The organism is Paraburkholderia sp. GAS206C, assembly GCF_050435645.1.
GTDB lineage: Bacteria > Pseudomonadota > Gammaproteobacteria > Burkholderiales > Burkholderiaceae > Paraburkholderia > Paraburkholderia phenazinium_B.
This window is the reverse complement of sequence record NZ_JBNDKR010000001.1, coordinates 901728-917335: the sequence shown is the minus strand read 5'-3', so window position 1 is coordinate 917335 and position 15608 is coordinate 901728. Positions and strand designations below refer to the sequence as shown.

Sequence of the window (15608 nt, the reverse complement as noted above, 5' to 3'; positions counted from 1 at the left end):
CCTGCGCTCACGAAGCAATGCTTTGCCACCTTGCATCTGCATCCAGGGGATAGACCGGCCGCTTCACGCGCTCGAAATCGAACAGGCCGTAGTCCGAACTCGTTACGCCGCGGCTGTCGCATTCCACGAGTGCTGCTGCTATCGGTACGAATACCGGCCGGCAATACATCCGCGATTTGAGCAGCAGAAAACGCGCGCGCCGCGGATCGATACCGACGCTTTCGAACACGCCCAGATCCCAGGGCTCATGCGTGCGCTCGGTCAGGACGAGCGTTGCAGCGCCGATGTCGAGTACCGCGGCACGTCCCATGTAAGCGCGCTGTCCGGTGTAAGTAGGACCGCTAATGGTGTACTCGCCATCGGTGAGTGCACGTACCACGCCGGTCAACGTAAGGGGAGCCTGCGGCTTAACAGCTTCGCTTGCGAGTTTATTGCCTACTGGTAGCGTTACAGTGGCTCCCACTCCGGCCTTATGTAGTGCCGCTACCGCTTCCGGATCGCAAAGCGGTCCGCTCACGACACCGTCGAGTCGCTGTTTGAGCACCTCTGCGAGCAAATCCATCGTGTCGCAGGTGCCGCCCGACATGCAGTTATCGCCGTGATCGAGCAAGAGCACGGGCTTGTCCGCACCTTTGGCGAGAGCGGCCGCCTGAGCGACCGAGTCTGCGAGCGGAGCGCTGCGATAAAAGAAGTCCTCCCTGTCATCCCAGATCTGTTGTGCGATGCGCTGTGCGACCCGATCCGCGGCGGCGTGATCGCCATCGCCCACCACTACAACACTAATACAGGGCGCCGCGATATCCGCCAGCGAAAAACCCGATAGCACCGATACCGCCAGCATCCCGTCCGCCTCGGCTGCGCGCGCGGCATCGACCGCACGCTTCATCGCGCCTTCGGCTGTCGCGCTGCGCAGCGTATGCGTAAGCAGCGGCGGCTGGCGCCACGCGATCACCGGCCGTGCCCGCTGATGAATCAGATCGAACAGCAAACGCGCCGCGTGCGCGCCGGTCTCGTACATGTCGACATGCGGATAAGTCTTGAAACTGACGATGACGTCAGCGTTGTCGATCATCTTTTGCGTGACGTTGCCGTGCAGATCGAGCGCTACGCCGATGGGCGCATCCGGCAATGCCGTGCGTACGCGGGCGAGCAGGTCGCCTTCGCCATCGGCCGAATTCTCCGCGACCATCGCGCCATGCAGATCCAGCAACACAGCGTCGCACCCTTGCGCGGCCTCGACGATCGCATTGCAGATCGCATCGTAGGCAGCAGCCGCAACCGGGCCACTTGGGTTGGCCGAAGCCGAAACCGGTGTCACGTACTGTGCGTGCTCACGCTCGGCTGCATCGATAAACGCAGACATCGCGGTCTGCATGCCTTTGTTTTCGCGCAATGCATCTTCTCCCCAGCTCGGGCCGCTGCGCCCGAACGCTTCGAGCGGTGTCGCGACGGGAGAGAACGTATTGGTTTCGTGATTCATCCTGGCAATGAGGAGTTTCATGCGCTTGCCTTTGCGATTTCTTGCGATAAATGACGCTGCAGTTAAACGACGCCCACGCCGAGATAGCGGTCCTTGACCGACTCGTCGGCGATAAACGCGGCGTTGTCGCCTTCGTACACGATCACACCCTGCTCGATGATGTAATGCCGGTCAGCGAGTTGCGAACATACCTCGAGGTTCTGTTCCACCAGCAGGATCGCGACACCCGCTTGCTTGATCAGCTTTAACTGCGCAACGATTTCTTCGACGATCACCGGCGCGAGTCCTTCCACCGGCTCGTCGAGCATCAACAGACGAGGATGGTTCAGCAACGCGCGACCGATGGCGAGCATCTGCTGCTCACCGCCGGACAATTGAGCGCCGCCATTCGCGCGCCGTTCTTTGAGGCGCGGAAAAATACGGTAGATGTCGTCAAGCTGCCATGGCGAGTCTTTGCGGGCACCGAGCCGCAGATTTTCTTCGACCGAAAGCAGCCGGAAGATGCCGCGATGCTCGGGCACAAAGCACACGCCGCGCGAAGCGATCTTATGCGGTGCGAGCTTGTGGATCGGTTCGCCTTTGAAGGTCACCGCGCCGCGCTGAGGCGTCACGACGCCGGCGATACTCTTGAGCGTCGTCGACTTGCCGGCGCCATTGCGGCCCAGCAGCGTAACGGTCTCACCTTCGCCGACACATAGCGTAACCCCTTGCAGGATGTGACTTTTGCCGTAGAAGCCATGAATCTGCTGGACGTCGAGGATCATGCGCGACCTCCTGTGATCATGTTGCCCAGGTACGCGCTCCTGACGCGTTCGTCGCCGCGAATTTCGTCGGGGCGGCCCTCTACCAGAACGCGGCCCTGTTGCATCACGGTGATGGTGTCGGAGATGTCCATCACGATGCCCATGTTGTGCTCGATCAGCACGACTGTGTATTCGTCGCGTAGGCTGCGGATCAGTTGCTTCATATCGGCGAGATCGTCGATACCCATACCCGAGGTCGGCTCGTCGAGAAAGATCGCCTTGGGTCGCGCGGCGAGCGCCATGCCGACTTCGAGACGTCGCTGCTGACCGTGCGACAGGGCACCCGCAGCGGTGTCCGAAAAACGCTGCAAGGCAAGCCGTTCCAGCACGCTGTCCACTACATCGGTATGCGCCAGCGGGCCGCGTGGCGGCTTCCATGCATTCAACGCGTGTCTGGCTTCGACACCTTGCGCCGCGAGGCGTAGGTTCTCGCGCACGCTCAGATTGGCGAACAGACTCGTCACCTGAAACGAGCGAGCGACGCCACGGCGCACGCGTTTGTGGTCGGGTTCATGCGTCACATCGTGGCCGTCGAACATAATCTTGCCGGCGGTAATCGGCAAGGTGCCGGTGAGAACGTGAAACAGTGTCGTCTTGCCCGCACCGTTGGGTCCAATCACCGAATGCACCGTGCGCGGCAGAATGCGCAGATCGACTTCGGAGAGCGCGGTAAATTTTCCGTAGCGCTTCACGATACCGCTAGCCTGCAGGATGGCTTCGCTCATGCGTGCTCCTCGCCTGCGTCCGCAGCGGGTGTGCCGCGCCGCACAGCTTGCCAGATACGTTCGCCGAGACCCCACAGTCCGCGTTGCATGAACAGACTCACAGCGATCAACAGCAGGCCGAGCAGCAGCAACCAGCGCGGCCATAACGTAGAGAGCCAGTCGGCGAACAGCACATAAAAGGCCGCACCGAGTACCGACGCAAACAGATTGCCGGTGCCCCCGATTACCGTCATCACGAGGATCATCTCGCTCGTGTGGTAATCGATATTCGACAATGGTGCGATGCCGGTCATCAGCGCATGCAACGCGCCGGCTAGACCCGTAACCGCACCGGAGATCATAAACGCCATCAGTTTGAAGCGCTTGACGTCGTAACCGACCGCGGCGGCGCGCGCTTCGTTGTCACGGATCGCCAGCAGGGTGCGTCCGAAGACCGAATGCGACACGCGCATGAGCAGCCAGAACGCGAGGAGGAACAGCACCGCAACGAAACCGTAGTACTGCCACGGTGTCGTGAGCGGGACGAGCGTCTTGCCGAACAGGGAGAGTGCAGGGCGGGGGATACTCAGCAGGCCGTCGTCTCCGCCGGTCAGATTGGGCGTTGTGTAGGCCAGAAAGTAGAACATCTGCCCAAACGCGAGCGTTAGCATAACGAAGTAGGTGCCGCGCTGACGAATCGAGAACCAGCCGACCAGAGCAGATGCTGCTGCGCCGACGATGATCGACGCGAGCAATGCGAGCGTGACAGGCGTGCCGTCGAACTTCGTCAGTATGATGCCCGCGGTATAGCTGCCCAGCCCGAAGAAGATTCCCTGTCCAAACGAAAGCAAACCGGTAAAACCTAGCAACAGGTTGCAGCCGAGTGTGGCGAGCGCATACACCAGCACCTCAGTAGCTAGCGAGCCTGAACGCAAGGTCAGCGGTAACACGCAGACCACAAGTAGCGCCAGCAGAATGAAGCGATAGTGATGCAACGCCTGTCTGAATGTGCGCCTGGAGCCGGCTGCCGACGCATCCTCAGTAGTGAGCGTCTTCGACGTGTCGATCATGTCGCTCTCCCGAGCAGTCCGTTCGGGCGCAACAGCAGCACGGCAGCCATTGCAACGTAGATCATGAGGCTTGCGCCTTCGGGCCACAACGTGCTCATCACGCTCTGCACGATGCCGACCAGCAGACCGCCCACCAGCGCACCCAGAAAATTGCCCAGGCCGCCCACGACCACCACCACGAATGCGACGCTCAATGCCTCGATGCCCATGAACGGATCGACACCGCGGATCGGCGCGGCGAGCACGCCCGCTAGCGCAGCCGTAGCGGCACCGAGTGCAAACACGAGGCTAAACACCCGCAACACGTTGATGCCAAGTAGCGAGACCATCTCCGTCGATTCACTACCCGCCCGCACCGCGCTGCCGAGGCGCGTACCTTCGAGCAGCCACCACAGCAAGCCAGCCAGCACGGCAGTAAACCCGATCACGAACAGCCGGTACTTCGGATACACGAAGCTGCCCCAGATCACCACACCGTTCAGTGAATCCGGTACGGGCACGTTATTGCCGAGCGGCCCCCAGATCAGGATCACGCACTCCTGCAACACCAGCGCGAGACCCACGGTCACCAGAATATGGAACTCGTGCTGCTGTTCATAGACGTGTCGCAGGACCAGCTTCTCCACCACCCACGCCAGTGCACCGACAACGATCGGCACGACAACGAGCGCGGTCCAGAAACTCATCGACCACTGCAGCGCCTGATAGCAGAAGTACGCGCCGAGCAGATAGAACGCCCCATGCGCAAAGTTGACGAAGCGCAGCAAGCCGAAGACGATCGACAAGCCTACAGCCAGCAGGAAATACAACATTCCCACGCCGATGCCGTTGACGATCTGCAGAAGATAAACGTTCATGACGTCCGTCGCTGAAGGTTGCGGTGGGCGAGGCCGCCCGACGCGAGGACTATCAGGCCAGCTTGCAACCGGTTTTGTCGAGCGGCAGGAACGACTGGCCGGAACTGACGATATCGGCGAAGTCGTCCGCGTTCTTCATCTTGTTCTTTGCCTTGCCCTTGAGCAAATAGTAATTCTTGATGACCTGATGGTCGCCTTTGCGTACTTCCTCCGGACCCGTCAAGCCTGCGTACTTCATGCCCTCGAGCGCGGCGACCACCTTCTTCGGATCGGCCGAGCCCGCCTTGACGATGCCGTCGAGCAGGATCTTCGTGCAGATGTACGAACCCGCCAGGCTGTAGTTCGGATTCTCCTTGAACGCCGCATTCGAGCGCGCGACGAGATCATGATTAAGCGGCGAGTCGATGCCGTGCCAGTACTGCGCGCCGAAGTAGACGCCGTCGCACAGGTCGGCGCCGAGCGCCTGGAACTGCTCGAGCCCGGAGGCCCATGCAATCAGGATCGTGCAGTTGTTCTTCATGCCAAAGCTGATGGCCTGACGCAGCGTATCCGACGATTGCGAGCCGAAGTTGAGGATGAGCAGCACGTCGGGTTTGGCGGCGACGGCGTTGGTCAAATAGCCGCTGAATTCCTTCTCGGTGAGCGAGTGGTAGCTGTTGCCCACGTGCTCGATACCCTTCTCCTGAAACACCGCTTTCGCCGCGGACAGCAAACCGTCGCCGAACACATATTGCGGTGTGATGGTGTACCAGCGCTTGGCCTTGGGCAGCATCTGAATGAGCGGGCGCACGGTCTGATCGATGGCGCCGAAGGTCGGCACCGACCAGCGGAAGGTCGCGCTATTGCAGTCCTTTCCGGTGATTTCATCGGCCCCGGCGGTGGTGATGAATACGCCGCCGTCCTTCTCGACTTCGCTGGCCATGGCCAATGCTTCGGAGGACAGAATACCGCCCGCGAAATAGCGCACGTTCTTTTGTTGAGCGATTTCTTGCACGCGACGCACAGCGGTGGCCGGTTTGCCTTCCGTGTCGAGCACTGTGTACGAGAGGGGTTCGCCGAGCACCTTGCCGTACTGTTCGATAGCGAGCTTCATGCCTAGATCCGCGTATTTGCCATTGGCGGCAAAGGCGCCGGACATCGGCACGGGGCAGGCGAACTGGAGCGGCGCGCCCTGGGCAAACGCGCTGCGCGTAACCAGCGAGCCGAGCGTTCCGGGGACGGCCGACAGAGCGGCCAGCTTCAACATATTTCGGCGATTCAAAATGACGCTCCTTGGTGGAAAGAGACACGCATGCAACCGACTGCGAAACCGGGCTGGCCGCCGCACGGTCTTTTTTGACCGAGCTGACTGGATCTATTTATCATGATAAATAGAATGAACCCGATGCTAGGTACAATAAATTCGGGTGTCAATAAGGCAAAATTCCCGTCCCGCAGCGGGCCGGCTACCCGCCGGCGGCGACTACGGGTTTGCCCGTAGCAGGGGGCAGGCGCCGACAGGCGCACATGAGGAGCATCGAAGATGGTCATGGATCGAGCCAAGGGTGGCGTCGCGATTGAAATCAAGCAGCAGAAGCGCCCCGATCTGGTCGCCGAAGAGATCAAGCGGCTCATCACCGAGAAAGACCTGAAACCGGGCGACCGTCTGCCGCGCGAGGTCGAATTGCAGGCGCTGTTTTCGGTGAGCAAGAGCACGATTCGCGAGGCGCTCAAATCGCTGGAGGTGCAGGGACTCATCAGGGTGACGACCGGGCCGAACGGCGGCGGCATGGTGGTGGAAGTGCCGCTGGATCGCACGCTGCAGTTGCTGCAGAACTATCTGTTCTTCAAGGACGTCACCATCGACGATATCTATACGGTGCGGCAGTTGCTCGAACCGGAACTCGCAGCGGGTGCGGTGCCGCATCTGACCGAGCAGGATTTCGCCGCGCTCGATGCGAGCATCGCATGCTGCGATAAACCGGCTGCGGCACATGGTGTGAGCGATATCCTGAAGCAGCGTCAGGAGGACGTGAATTTCCACGACATCCTCGCGGCGGCGAATCCGAATCCGTTCTTGCGATTTAGCTGCGAGTTGATCAACGAAATGATCCGGCAACTAATCGAGTTTCGTAACGATACTCCGCAGTCCGAACATGAACGCTTCGGTGAGGCTAACGTGAAGATTCACAAGGCCATCACGAAAGCGGCGCGCGCTCGCGATGTCGAGAAGGTGCGCGAACTGATGGTGATTCACATGACCGAGGCGCCGCGCTACGTCAAACGGATGAAGGGTAAGTTGCGCGGAAGGCTGATTCTCGATTCGGAGATCCGTAAGAGGCTGCGTACGCGAAGCGCGGCGCCGGCGGAGGATCTGGAGGGGACCGGGGATTGACGATGCTCGTCCGGCGAGTGGCGGGCGGCATGAAACGTGCTAGCGCAGAGAGGCGGAAGTGTGTGCGCAGATGGCAGCACACAACCTGAAAGATCCTCTATAAGGAATCACGCTAATGAAGCACTTCAACCGCCCCATTTTGCGCCTTACGTTGGGCGCAGCAGCGCTTGCTGTGGTGTTGCCCGCGGTCGCGTTGGCCGACGATGCTCCCTCTCCCTGCGCGGCGTTGAAACGCATCGTCGCCGCTGCGCCGGATGGGTTTACCGGGCTTAGTCAGGCAGAGGTGAACGGCGTCGCGCAACCCTACGGTGACGATGCGCAATGCAACGCGAGTCACGACAGCTATCAGTGTCTGTGGACGCCGCATCATGACGCGGGCTCGAGTGCAGACGCGCTTCAGTCGGTGGCTGCGGATATCGCTTCGTGCTTGCCCGATGCGACCCATGATCAGAATTCGCCGGCGCGACAGCATTTCTATTTGGGAGCGCGCGGCAAGCGCACGCAGATCACCGCGACGACGGCTGGGGCGGCCAAGCTTAGGCTGGTGGTGACGGGGAAGTAAGAGGCGCCTATTCAGTCGCGTACCAAGCGGAGGCGGCGTCACCGACGTCATACATCACATGCGGCATCTGGTGCTTGGGGCGCGGTACGTCACGTCGGTATGTACGGTTCACTCGTTCTAGGCGCGGCGGGTTTTGCTAGAGGGCAAGCGCGCGGTGTGACGGCGGGGATCGACTTGCGTTGACACTGGCTGCCAAGCTAACCGATGAAGTCACCGCGCAGTCCGTGCAACTTGGTCTGGAGTACGTGCCGCCGCTGCCGTTTCAGGCAGCACTCCGGAGACAGCATCCGCCGCCGTGCCAGAACGGACGATAGCGCGCAACGCGCAGAATCATTCATCACGTCGCCCGGTCGCAGAAAATGTGCAGCCGACTATCGGCGCGCGGGGCCGCGATAGTTGGTGGCTCGCTGCGAAGGCCGCTGCTAGCGCTGGTGGCGCGCCCGAAGCAGCGCGCGGTTAACCCGCTACATCAATGGCTTGGCTCGCTTGCTCTTAGATTATCCACAAGCTTATGAACGAAGTCTGTGGATAAGTTTACCCCGCGACGCACAAGGTCCACAAACATCTATTCCGTTTGAATTCAACGACGTAGTTGTTGGCAAACGGCCTTCGGTTCTCCGTATCGTCGTGACGGCCCGCTCCTGAAGCTCACCGCCGCCGACCATGGCCGCGTCGTGAACGGCGGCAGCGGCCTGTCTGGCCGGGGGCATGCCGGGGTGAAAGGCATCAGCGTCCACTTCCGTTATCGTTACCGCTTCAGAAAAATCATAGAGTGTGATTTTTCGTAGTCCCTATCATTGCAGAAGGGAAAAGTGACTCGATAACCGGATTGCAGAGTGGTTTTTTGGGATGAAAAACCACTCTACTATGTCGGGCGTGGTTCGTCATTCGCCACACATTTCTCCGGAAGGGTGCCTTTCCGACGCTCTGTTTTTGTTGAACAGCAACGCGTTCGAATTTCAAAACCTTTTGAAACTCGCATCGGCACTTTCCGGACGTGTCCGATCGCCGGGTGCGGCGCCTCGCACAGCGCGGACCAACAATCAGAAAACAGGGACTTGCGTATGGCGGAATTCGATCGGGTTGCAAACCTGCTCACAGGACGGCAGGCGTATTTCCTCGATGTGGCCGGCACGGACAGCGCGGCGGCGCTCTCGGTCGTCTCGTTCGAAGCGACCGAAAAGATGGGCGCACCCACCGAGGTGCGCGTTGTTCTGACCCATCCGTTGCAGCTTGCGCAGGCTGACTAACGGTGCGCTCGCCAATGGAGGCTTTCACTTCTACGAGGGGCAAAGCGGTACGAATGCTGGCGCGGTTGATCGCGCGCAACACCGCGCCGACTATGACGAACTGCTTGATACGGACGCCTGACCATGACCCAGCAACCACCGATTACCGTACCCATCGCGCTGTCGTGCACGCGGAGCGCAGTGATAACCCTGCCGTGGTTCGTGCAGAAGACGGAATATCGTCCAAAGGCTGCCAACTACACGCCGCTTGTGAACGGCCACGAGGCGTTCGGAGCACTCTATGACGCCATTGACAAGGCGACGCGTACCATTGATTACATCTGCTGGGGTTTCCAGCCGTCGATGTATTTCAAACGGGACGGTGGCAAATCGCTGCGTATTGGCGATCTGCTCATCAGGAAGGCCAAAGCGGGTGTCAAGGTTCGCATCCTGTGCTGGCTCGATTCCGCCTGGATCGCGCAGATCGGCGAACAGGAGGTGCCGGGGTGGACCGAGGGTGCGCGGTTCATGACACAGAACGAGGATGCATATCAGATCGCCTACGACCGGAACTGGTATCACAATGCCCGGTTGCCGGCAGGCGGCGAACCTTCGGGTGCAGCGCCTGCCGGATCGCAGATGTATACCGCACTCAGACAGGACCCGTACCAGATGTTCGGTTCGCAGTCCTTCAGGGATATCGGCATTGAACTGGTGACGCGTGACTTCTCGCTGCACGACCGCGTGGAGATCATGTATCGGGAAAAGCTCATGCGGGGAAGCGGCAATGGTCCAACATCCGGGACTATTGGTGCATACGGTGCGGAACCCTCCCATCACCAGAAAATGGTGCTGATCGACTATGAAGCGCCGGAAGTTGCTGTGGGCTTCGTGATGGGACATAACACGCTGGACGCCTATTGGGACGATGACCGTCACAGCTACGCGAAGAAAGCACCGGGCCAGGGGCGCAATGGTGATACACCACGGCAGGATATGTCGGCCATCGTCGCGGGGCCGATTCTCGAACATCTGAACGACAATTTCTGCTGGGCGTGGCAACGTGATGCGAAGGAAGACCTGCTCGCAAAGCGTAGTGGATTTGCGGCGCAGTTAGAACCGCGCGACAGGATCGGTACACGCGTCATGGCGCAGATCAGCCGCACGCAGTCGCAGGAGGGCGTGCGTAACATCAGGGCGCTTTACCTTCAGGCGGTCAATAACGCAACGAAATTCATCTATATCGAGAATCAGTATTTTCGCTGGCCGGCTCTTGCGGAAAAGATCAAGAGCGCGGTACAGGCGCAGATCTGCGCAGGACGTGATCCTGCAAAGCCGGTTCATCTTTTTGTTGTGACCAACGCGAACAGGGACGGTATCGGGCAGGGGCCTGGAACGACCTATGACATGCTCAATAGTCTTGGCCGCGCGGACACCATTCCGGTCATCGCGAAGGAAGAGCGCAGTGACGCGCTCGGCTCCGCATTGCAGGATGTCCGGAAAGAGGTTACGGCGGCGAACACGCAGATGCGAAACGCGAGCAGCCCGCGGGAACGGGCCGACGCACAACGCGCCGTTGACGCAGCGCAAGCCAGGCAGGCGAAGCTGCAACACGAGTACGACGACAACCTCAACACGGGCAAGGCGGTTCTGCCGCAGCCGATCCCGGGTCTCAAGGTTCACGTCTGTTCGCTGGTTGCGCCCGACTCGCCAGCAGGCAGCCCCTGGATGCCAGTTTACGTTCACAGCAAGATCATGATCGTTGACGACGTGTTTCTCACGCATGGTTCGGCCAACATCAACCGGCGCAGCATGGAGGTGGATAGCGAGCTAAACATCTGCCACGAACGGATGGACGTGACGCAGCCGCTGCGAAGGCACCTGTGGAATATTCATACGGATGGTCGAGGCGCGCAGGATGACCCAGAAATAGCAGCGAAAACTTGGGAGGACATCATCGGCCGGAATAAGGGAAAACAAAAAAACGCCGAGACACCGATCGCCTCGCTTGTTGGTTTCATGTGGACTGGCGCGAGTCGTTTGCGGCTGGACTGAACGATGAAGAAACGAAGCAAATTAATTGCAATCTGCCTGGCGCTTGCGCTCAGCGCCTGTTCGAACAAGGATAATCCGATGCCCACTCAAGCCGAATGGAGCGCCGTGCGCGCGAAACTGGCCTTTACCTGCGTCCATGAGGCGGACCACCTGCCGCCGCTCGATCCGCAGGCTGATACGCTGTTCAAATATGCCCTGTTCCTCGAAAAGAAACCCGGCCCGAAAGACTACGATGCGGCCGCCCGCTATTATCGGATTGCCGCGGCATATGGTCATTACAAGGCTAACCACAACCTCCAACTGCTGGTCTCCACCGGGCAGGCATCGTCGCCCCACGCGGCCACAGAAACGGTTGATCTGGCCGAACAGTTGATTGCTGAGGGCATCCCGGGCGGCTACTACGACATGGGTCACTACCTCGAACTCGGTTACGGCGTGAAGCAGGACGAGAAGAAGGCGCGGATCTATTTCCGCAAGGCCGCTGACCTTGGTAGCGCCGAAGGGCAATATTATGTCGGTGACCTGCTTTCCCCAAAGGATCGCGCGCCGGACATTTCACGGCAGATGATGGAATGTGCCGTCGATCAGGGATATGGCAAGGCTGGCAGCTATTTGGGCATTGACCTGATGGACGCCAAACTTTATGAGGAAGCTGTCGAGGCGTTCCAGAAGGGGGTGCAGGCTGGTGATGCGCAATCGTCGTCATTTCTGCAAAATGGATTCGATACGAATCCATCGGATGAAATCTATTACGTCGGACAGTCCAAAGATTCTGAACGCTCACGCCGGTACGGACTGATCTGGAGGTTTCTCAGCGACCACGATGGCCTGAATCCGAAGGTCCCGGACATCGACCAGATCGTGCTGCTGCCCCCCGCGAAGCTGCCGGAGTGGGATGGTACGTTCCAGTGGCAGAAGGAGCAGGACGCCGCCCAGCCACCGCAGAAGCCTGCCGAGTCGCTGGTTACAAAGCTGGCCCGTGAGAAAAACCTCGACCCTGCGACCGGCCTGCCTCTCACGCCGGCTAAAAAGTACAACCGTTTGCCGCTTGGCGCCACGGCTCGCACCAACGAGTTCTGCCCGCAGGATGGCGTGTGGTGTGCGAAACAATGGGCGGGTTTCAGTCCGGACGCGACACAGCGTATCGGCAAGGGAGAAATCATGCCGCGCCTCACCATAACCCAGCCGCGTGCCATACCGGGACTCGACGCGTTGCTTGGGATGCGCCAGCACCATACCGATGTGACGTGGAGCCTGGTTGCCTACAGCGACGAGGCGTAGGACACCCGGTTCGGCCAACGTCGACCGGCGCAGCATGGAAGTGGACAGCGAACTGAACATCTGTCACGAGCGCATGGACGTGACGCAGTCGCTGCGAAGGCACCTGTGGAATATCCATACAAACGGGCAGGGGGTGCAGGATGACCCTCAAATCGCGAGCAAGTATTGGGAACAGACAATTGCTCGAAATGCCGGCAATCAAAAGATCGCACTAGCTCCCATCGCATCACTCATTGGATTCATGTGGACGGGCGCGAGCCGTTTGCGGCTGGACTGAACGATGAAGAAACGAAGCACATCAATTGCGATCTGCCTGGCGCTTGCGCTCAGCGCCTGTTCGAACAAGGATAATCCGATGCCCACTCAAGCCGAATGGAGCGCCGTGCGCGCGAAATTGGCCTTTACCTGCGCTCACGAGGCGGACCACCTGCAGCCGCTCGATCCGCGGGCTGATACGCTGTTCAAATATGCCCTGTTCCTCGAAAAGAAACCTGGCCCGAAGGACTTCAATGCTGCTGCGCGCTACTACCGGATTGCCGCCGCGCATGGTCATTACAAGGCCAACCACAACCTGCAACTGCTGGTGTCCACCGGACAGGCAGCGTCGCCCCACGCGGCCACGGAAACGATTGACCTGGCCGAACAGTTGATTGCTGCGGGCATCCCGGGCGGCTACTACGACATGGGCCACTACCTCGAACTCGGCTATGGAGTGAAGCAGGACGAGAGGAAGGCGAGGATCTATTTCCGCAAGGCCGCAGATCTCGGTAGCCCCGAAGGGCAATACTATGTCGGCGACCTGCTTTCCCCAAAGGATCGCGCGCCGGACATTTCGCGACAGATGATGGAGTGCGCAACTGACCAGGGATATGGCAAAGCTGCAAATTATCTTGGTATAGACTTCTCGACCAACAATCTGTATCCCGAAGCAGTCGTGGCATTTCAGAAGGGTGTGAAAGCTGGTGATACGCAATCCGCACTAGCCCTTCAAGAAGGGTTTAGTGGACCACCACCAAGTAATAAGCTTTTCTTTCTGGCACTTACTCATGATCCAGAGCGCTCACGCCGCTATGAACTGATCGGCAGGTTTATCGACGACAACGACGGCCTGAATCCGAAGGTGCCCGACATCGACCAGATCGTGCCGCTGCCTCCCGCGAAGCTGCCGGCATGGGACAGCACGTTCCAGTGGCAGAAGGAGCAGGACGCCGCCCAGCCACCGCAGAAGCCTGCCGAGTCGCTGGTTACAAAGCTGGCCCGTGAGAAAAACCTCGACCCTGCGACCGGCCTGCCTCTCACGCCGGCTAAAAAGTACAACCGTTTGCCGCTTGGCGCCACGGCTCGCACCAACGAGTTCTGCCCGCAGGATGGCGTGTGGTGTGCGAAACAATGGGCGGGTTTCAGTCCGGACGCGACACAGCGTATCGGCAAGGGAGAAATCATGCCGCGCCTCACCATAACCCAGCCGCGTGCCATACCGGGACTCGACGCGTTGCTTGGGATGCGCCAGCACCATACCGATGTGACGTGGAGCCTGGTTGCTTACAGCGACGAGGCGTAGGAAAAATCACGCCCTGTGATTCTTGAGCAGGGATCGATATTTAAAAGCTGAGTGGAAATGCGACCATGGAACCGCGAAGGTATCACGGTGATCTGTGTCTATAAGCGTAGGCGCCTGCCTCTCGCCAGAATCCAGGCGGCGGCAGAGGCAAGGGGCGGACGGTGCCTGTTGCAGGAATACGTGAATTCGTCCACGCCGTTGCAGTTTGAGTGCGCTGCGGGACACCGGTAGTGGGCGCTGCCGGTGCGCGAATCTTGGACGGTCGAAGAAGCGGAGCAAGCGTCTGAAATACGATTTTGCAGGATGAGTGCGGACTGACGTTGCCCCCGTTGCACGCATCCCTCACTGTATTCCTTGGTTCTGACCTACACCGAAGATACTAAGCAGTTGATCATGCAGGCTGTAGATTCAGCCAAGCTGGCTCCTCTAGTGAGTGGAGTTATGGAAGTACCGTCTTTTTTAGACGGTGACGAATTCAAGTTTGACGATGAATTGGCGCGACAGCTTGGAGTTGTGGTGCTCAATGTGATTGCAGCGGGACGACCGAACCTGTCCGCATTTTTGTGTGCAAGGCGAGTTATAAAACGTTACTCGGCCAACATCGGCCTGATCTACTCCGAGACGACCCGTACAGGGACGTTGCGCAAGTTCGGGTTTGATTACAAAGGCCGGATGGTGCTGGTGAACTAGTTCGCGGTCGATAACATAGGGCCGGACAAGCTAAAGATCGATTTTCAGTATGACGATAACGATCGCATTGTTGCCACGGTGGATCCGTTGGGCAATGCAACGCGGTACGCGTACGACGGCAAGGGGAATCTTGCTTCGGTAACCCATCCCGATGGCGTGCCAAGGCTCTGCGTTGAATGCTATATGGCGTGGAAAGCGAAACTGCCGGGGAAGCTGTTTGGCGACGAATTGAGCGAGGCGTTGCCGGATTGGGGTGAGACAACAGAGCTGATGCTGAGCGATCAGGCGCAGATTCCTTATCCCGCTCTGGTGCCGGATTTGACCAGCTCTGCGAAGAGATCAACGCTCTATAGCGCGCTGTTCGGAGCTGGCGGCCGTGACGGTGGAATGGTTAAATGTGCAGGTAGCGGTGATAAAGAGTGGCTCGAGGCGGAGTGTCATGCGAAGTATGAGCGCGATATGTTCAAATGCAACGCGCTTGCCAAATATATGGGTGGGTTGGCTGGCCTCGCGCTTTGCAAGCAGAACGCATTTGCTGACTATCAAGATTGCAGGGGGCACTGATGATTCAATTTCCGCCATGTTCCGTGGTAGTAACCTATGACCAGGATCGTCAGCAGTTGATCCTGCAGTCGGTCGAGAAAGCGAGGATGGCCCCTGCTTTGAAAGGGGCAATTGAAATGCCCGTTTTGCTGGACGAATTCGAGTTCAGACTCGACGATGAATTTGCGCGTCGGTTTGGTGCTGGCGTGCTCAGTCTGATCGCACTAGGTCAGCCTGACATAAAGCAATACATGACTTTTACAGAGGCACCGACCGACAAACCGTCAGAAGAGTAAGCAACTGAGGTTCGGTGCAACGAGCGAACGATGTTCGATGGTTGCACCGAGATCACCGGAGACGATTGCGGCCCGTACTTCTATGTGGCCCCTATCCTGCGGC

Annotated in this window: 15 protein-coding genes and 1 pseudogene; 10 read left to right on the top strand and 6 right to left on the bottom strand. The window is 59.2% G+C overall.

The features are described 5' to 3' along the window. Positions 1–7: 7 nt before the first annotated feature. Genes P3T20_RS04240 through P3T20_RS04215 form a run of 6 tightly spaced genes read right to left on the bottom strand, consistent with a single transcriptional unit; the run spans position 8 to position 6175 of the window. Complete coding sequence (locus P3T20_RS04240; RefSeq protein WP_429286162.1) at positions 8–1501, bottom strand: M81 family metallopeptidase; 1494 nt, start codon at positions 1499–1501, stop codon at positions 8–10. Positions 1502–1542: 41 nt separating this feature from the next. After that, the gene (locus tag P3T20_RS04235) at positions 1543–2244 is read right to left on the bottom strand and encodes an ABC transporter ATP-binding protein (protein WP_429286161.1); all 702 of its coding nucleotides are present in this window, start codon (positions 2242–2244) and stop codon (positions 1543–1545) included. Beyond that, positions 2241–3008 (bottom strand): ABC transporter ATP-binding protein, encoded by a 768-nt coding sequence (locus tag P3T20_RS04230; protein WP_429286160.1) that lies wholly within the window; start codon positions 3006–3008, stop codon positions 2241–2243. Before P3T20_RS04230 ends, P3T20_RS04235 begins: the two co-directional genes overlap by 4 nt. Further along, positions 3005–4057, bottom strand: a complete 1053-nt coding sequence (locus P3T20_RS04225; protein WP_429286159.1) for a branched-chain amino acid ABC transporter permease — start codon at positions 4055–4057, stop codon at positions 3005–3007. Before P3T20_RS04225 ends, P3T20_RS04230 begins: the two co-directional genes overlap by 4 nt. Continuing rightward, on the bottom strand, positions 4054–4914 hold the full coding sequence (locus tag P3T20_RS04220) for a branched-chain amino acid ABC transporter permease (protein ID WP_074266398.1): 861 nt from the start codon (positions 4912–4914) through the stop codon (positions 4054–4056). The genes P3T20_RS04225 and P3T20_RS04220 overlap by 4 nt, the downstream gene beginning before the upstream one ends. A gap of 52 nt (positions 4915–4966) precedes the next feature. Next, positions 4967–6175, bottom strand: coding sequence for an ABC transporter substrate-binding protein (locus tag P3T20_RS04215; RefSeq protein ID WP_429286158.1), 1209 nt, complete (start codon positions 6173–6175; stop codon positions 4967–4969). 261 nt (positions 6176–6436) lie between these two features. Here P3T20_RS04215 and P3T20_RS04210 point away from each other — a divergent pair, with 261 nt between their 5' ends. From P3T20_RS04210 to P3T20_RS04165, 10 genes and pseudogenes are all read left to right on the top strand, one after another. Next, positions 6437–7288: a FadR/GntR family transcriptional regulator gene (locus P3T20_RS04210; RefSeq protein ID WP_429286157.1), complete on the top strand. Its 852-nt coding sequence runs from the start codon at positions 6437–6439 to the stop codon at positions 7286–7288. Positions 7289–7403: 115 nt separating this feature from the next. Continuing rightward, positions 7404–7850 (top strand): hypothetical protein, encoded by a 447-nt coding sequence (locus tag P3T20_RS04205; RefSeq protein WP_429286156.1) that lies wholly within the window; start codon positions 7404–7406, stop codon positions 7848–7850. Between the two features lie 1064 nt (positions 7851–8914). Then, positions 8915–9097, top strand: a pseudogene (locus P3T20_RS04200) (hypothetical protein); the annotation flags it as partial. Positions 9098–9223: 126 nt separating this feature from the next. Then, positions 9224–11134, top strand: a complete 1911-nt coding sequence (locus tag P3T20_RS04195; RefSeq protein ID WP_429286155.1) for a phospholipase D-like domain-containing protein — start codon at positions 9224–9226, stop codon at positions 11132–11134. A gap of 3 nt (positions 11135–11137) precedes the next feature. Next, the gene (locus tag P3T20_RS04190; protein WP_429286154.1) at positions 11138–12415 is read left to right on the top strand and encodes an SEL1-like repeat protein; all 1278 of its coding nucleotides are present in this window, start codon (positions 11138–11140) and stop codon (positions 12413–12415) included. A gap of 34 nt (positions 12416–12449) precedes the next feature. After that, complete coding sequence (locus P3T20_RS04185) at positions 12450–12692, top strand: hypothetical protein (RefSeq protein ID WP_174567541.1); 243 nt, start codon at positions 12450–12452, stop codon at positions 12690–12692. A gap of 3 nt (positions 12693–12695) precedes the next feature. Beyond that, a complete protein-coding gene (locus P3T20_RS04180; protein WP_429286153.1) occupies positions 12696–13976 on the top strand; it encodes an SEL1-like repeat protein in 1281 nt (426 codons plus the stop codon). Between the two features lie 393 nt (positions 13977–14369). Further along, complete coding sequence (locus P3T20_RS04175) at positions 14370–14666, top strand: hypothetical protein (protein ID WP_254368926.1); 297 nt, start codon at positions 14370–14372, stop codon at positions 14664–14666. 87 nt (positions 14667–14753) lie between these two features. After that, positions 14754–15230, top strand: a complete 477-nt coding sequence (locus P3T20_RS04170) for an RHS repeat domain-containing protein (RefSeq protein ID WP_429286152.1) — start codon at positions 14754–14756, stop codon at positions 15228–15230. Beyond that, positions 15230–15505, top strand: a complete 276-nt coding sequence (locus P3T20_RS04165; protein WP_074266390.1) for a hypothetical protein — start codon at positions 15230–15232, stop codon at positions 15503–15505. Before P3T20_RS04170 ends, P3T20_RS04165 begins: the two co-directional genes overlap by 1 nt. Positions 15506–15608: the final 103 nt, after the last annotated feature.

Excerpts from the sequence above, each read along its gene's own strand:
- P3T20_RS04240 (WP_429286162.1), bottom strand. The coding sequence starts at position 1,501 with ATGAAACTCCTCATTGCCAGGATGAATCACGAAACCAATACGTTCTCT.
- P3T20_RS04235 (WP_429286161.1), bottom strand. The coding sequence starts at position 2,244 with ATGATCCTCGACGTCCAGCAGATTCATGGCTTCTACGGCAAAAGTCAC.
- P3T20_RS04230 (WP_429286160.1), bottom strand. The coding sequence starts at position 3,008 with ATGAGCGAAGCCATCCTGCAGGCTAGCGGTATCGTGAAGCGCTACGGA.
- P3T20_RS04225 (WP_429286159.1), bottom strand. The coding sequence starts at position 4,057 with ATGATCGACACGTCGAAGACGCTCACTACTGAGGATGCGTCGGCAGCC.
- P3T20_RS04220 (WP_074266398.1), bottom strand. The coding sequence starts at position 4,914 with ATGAACGTTTATCTTCTGCAGATCGTCAACGGCATCGGCGTGGGAATG.
- P3T20_RS04210 (WP_429286157.1), top strand. The coding sequence starts at position 6,437 with ATGGTCATGGATCGAGCCAAGGGTGGCGTCGCGATTGAAATCAAGCAG.
- P3T20_RS04205 (WP_429286156.1), top strand. The coding sequence starts at position 7,404 with ATGAAGCACTTCAACCGCCCCATTTTGCGCCTTACGTTGGGCGCAGCA.
- P3T20_RS04195 (WP_429286155.1), top strand. The coding sequence starts at position 9,224 with ATGACCCAGCAACCACCGATTACCGTACCCATCGCGCTGTCGTGCACG.
- P3T20_RS04190 (WP_429286154.1), top strand. The coding sequence starts at position 11,138 with ATGAAGAAACGAAGCAAATTAATTGCAATCTGCCTGGCGCTTGCGCTC.
- P3T20_RS04185 (WP_174567541.1), top strand. The coding sequence starts at position 12,450 with ATGGAAGTGGACAGCGAACTGAACATCTGTCACGAGCGCATGGACGTG.
- P3T20_RS04180 (WP_429286153.1), top strand. The coding sequence starts at position 12,696 with ATGAAGAAACGAAGCACATCAATTGCGATCTGCCTGGCGCTTGCGCTC.
- P3T20_RS04175 (WP_254368926.1), top strand. The coding sequence starts at position 14,370 with ATGCAGGCTGTAGATTCAGCCAAGCTGGCTCCTCTAGTGAGTGGAGTT.
- P3T20_RS04165 (WP_074266390.1), top strand. The coding sequence starts at position 15,230 with ATGATTCAATTTCCGCCATGTTCCGTGGTAGTAACCTATGACCAGGAT.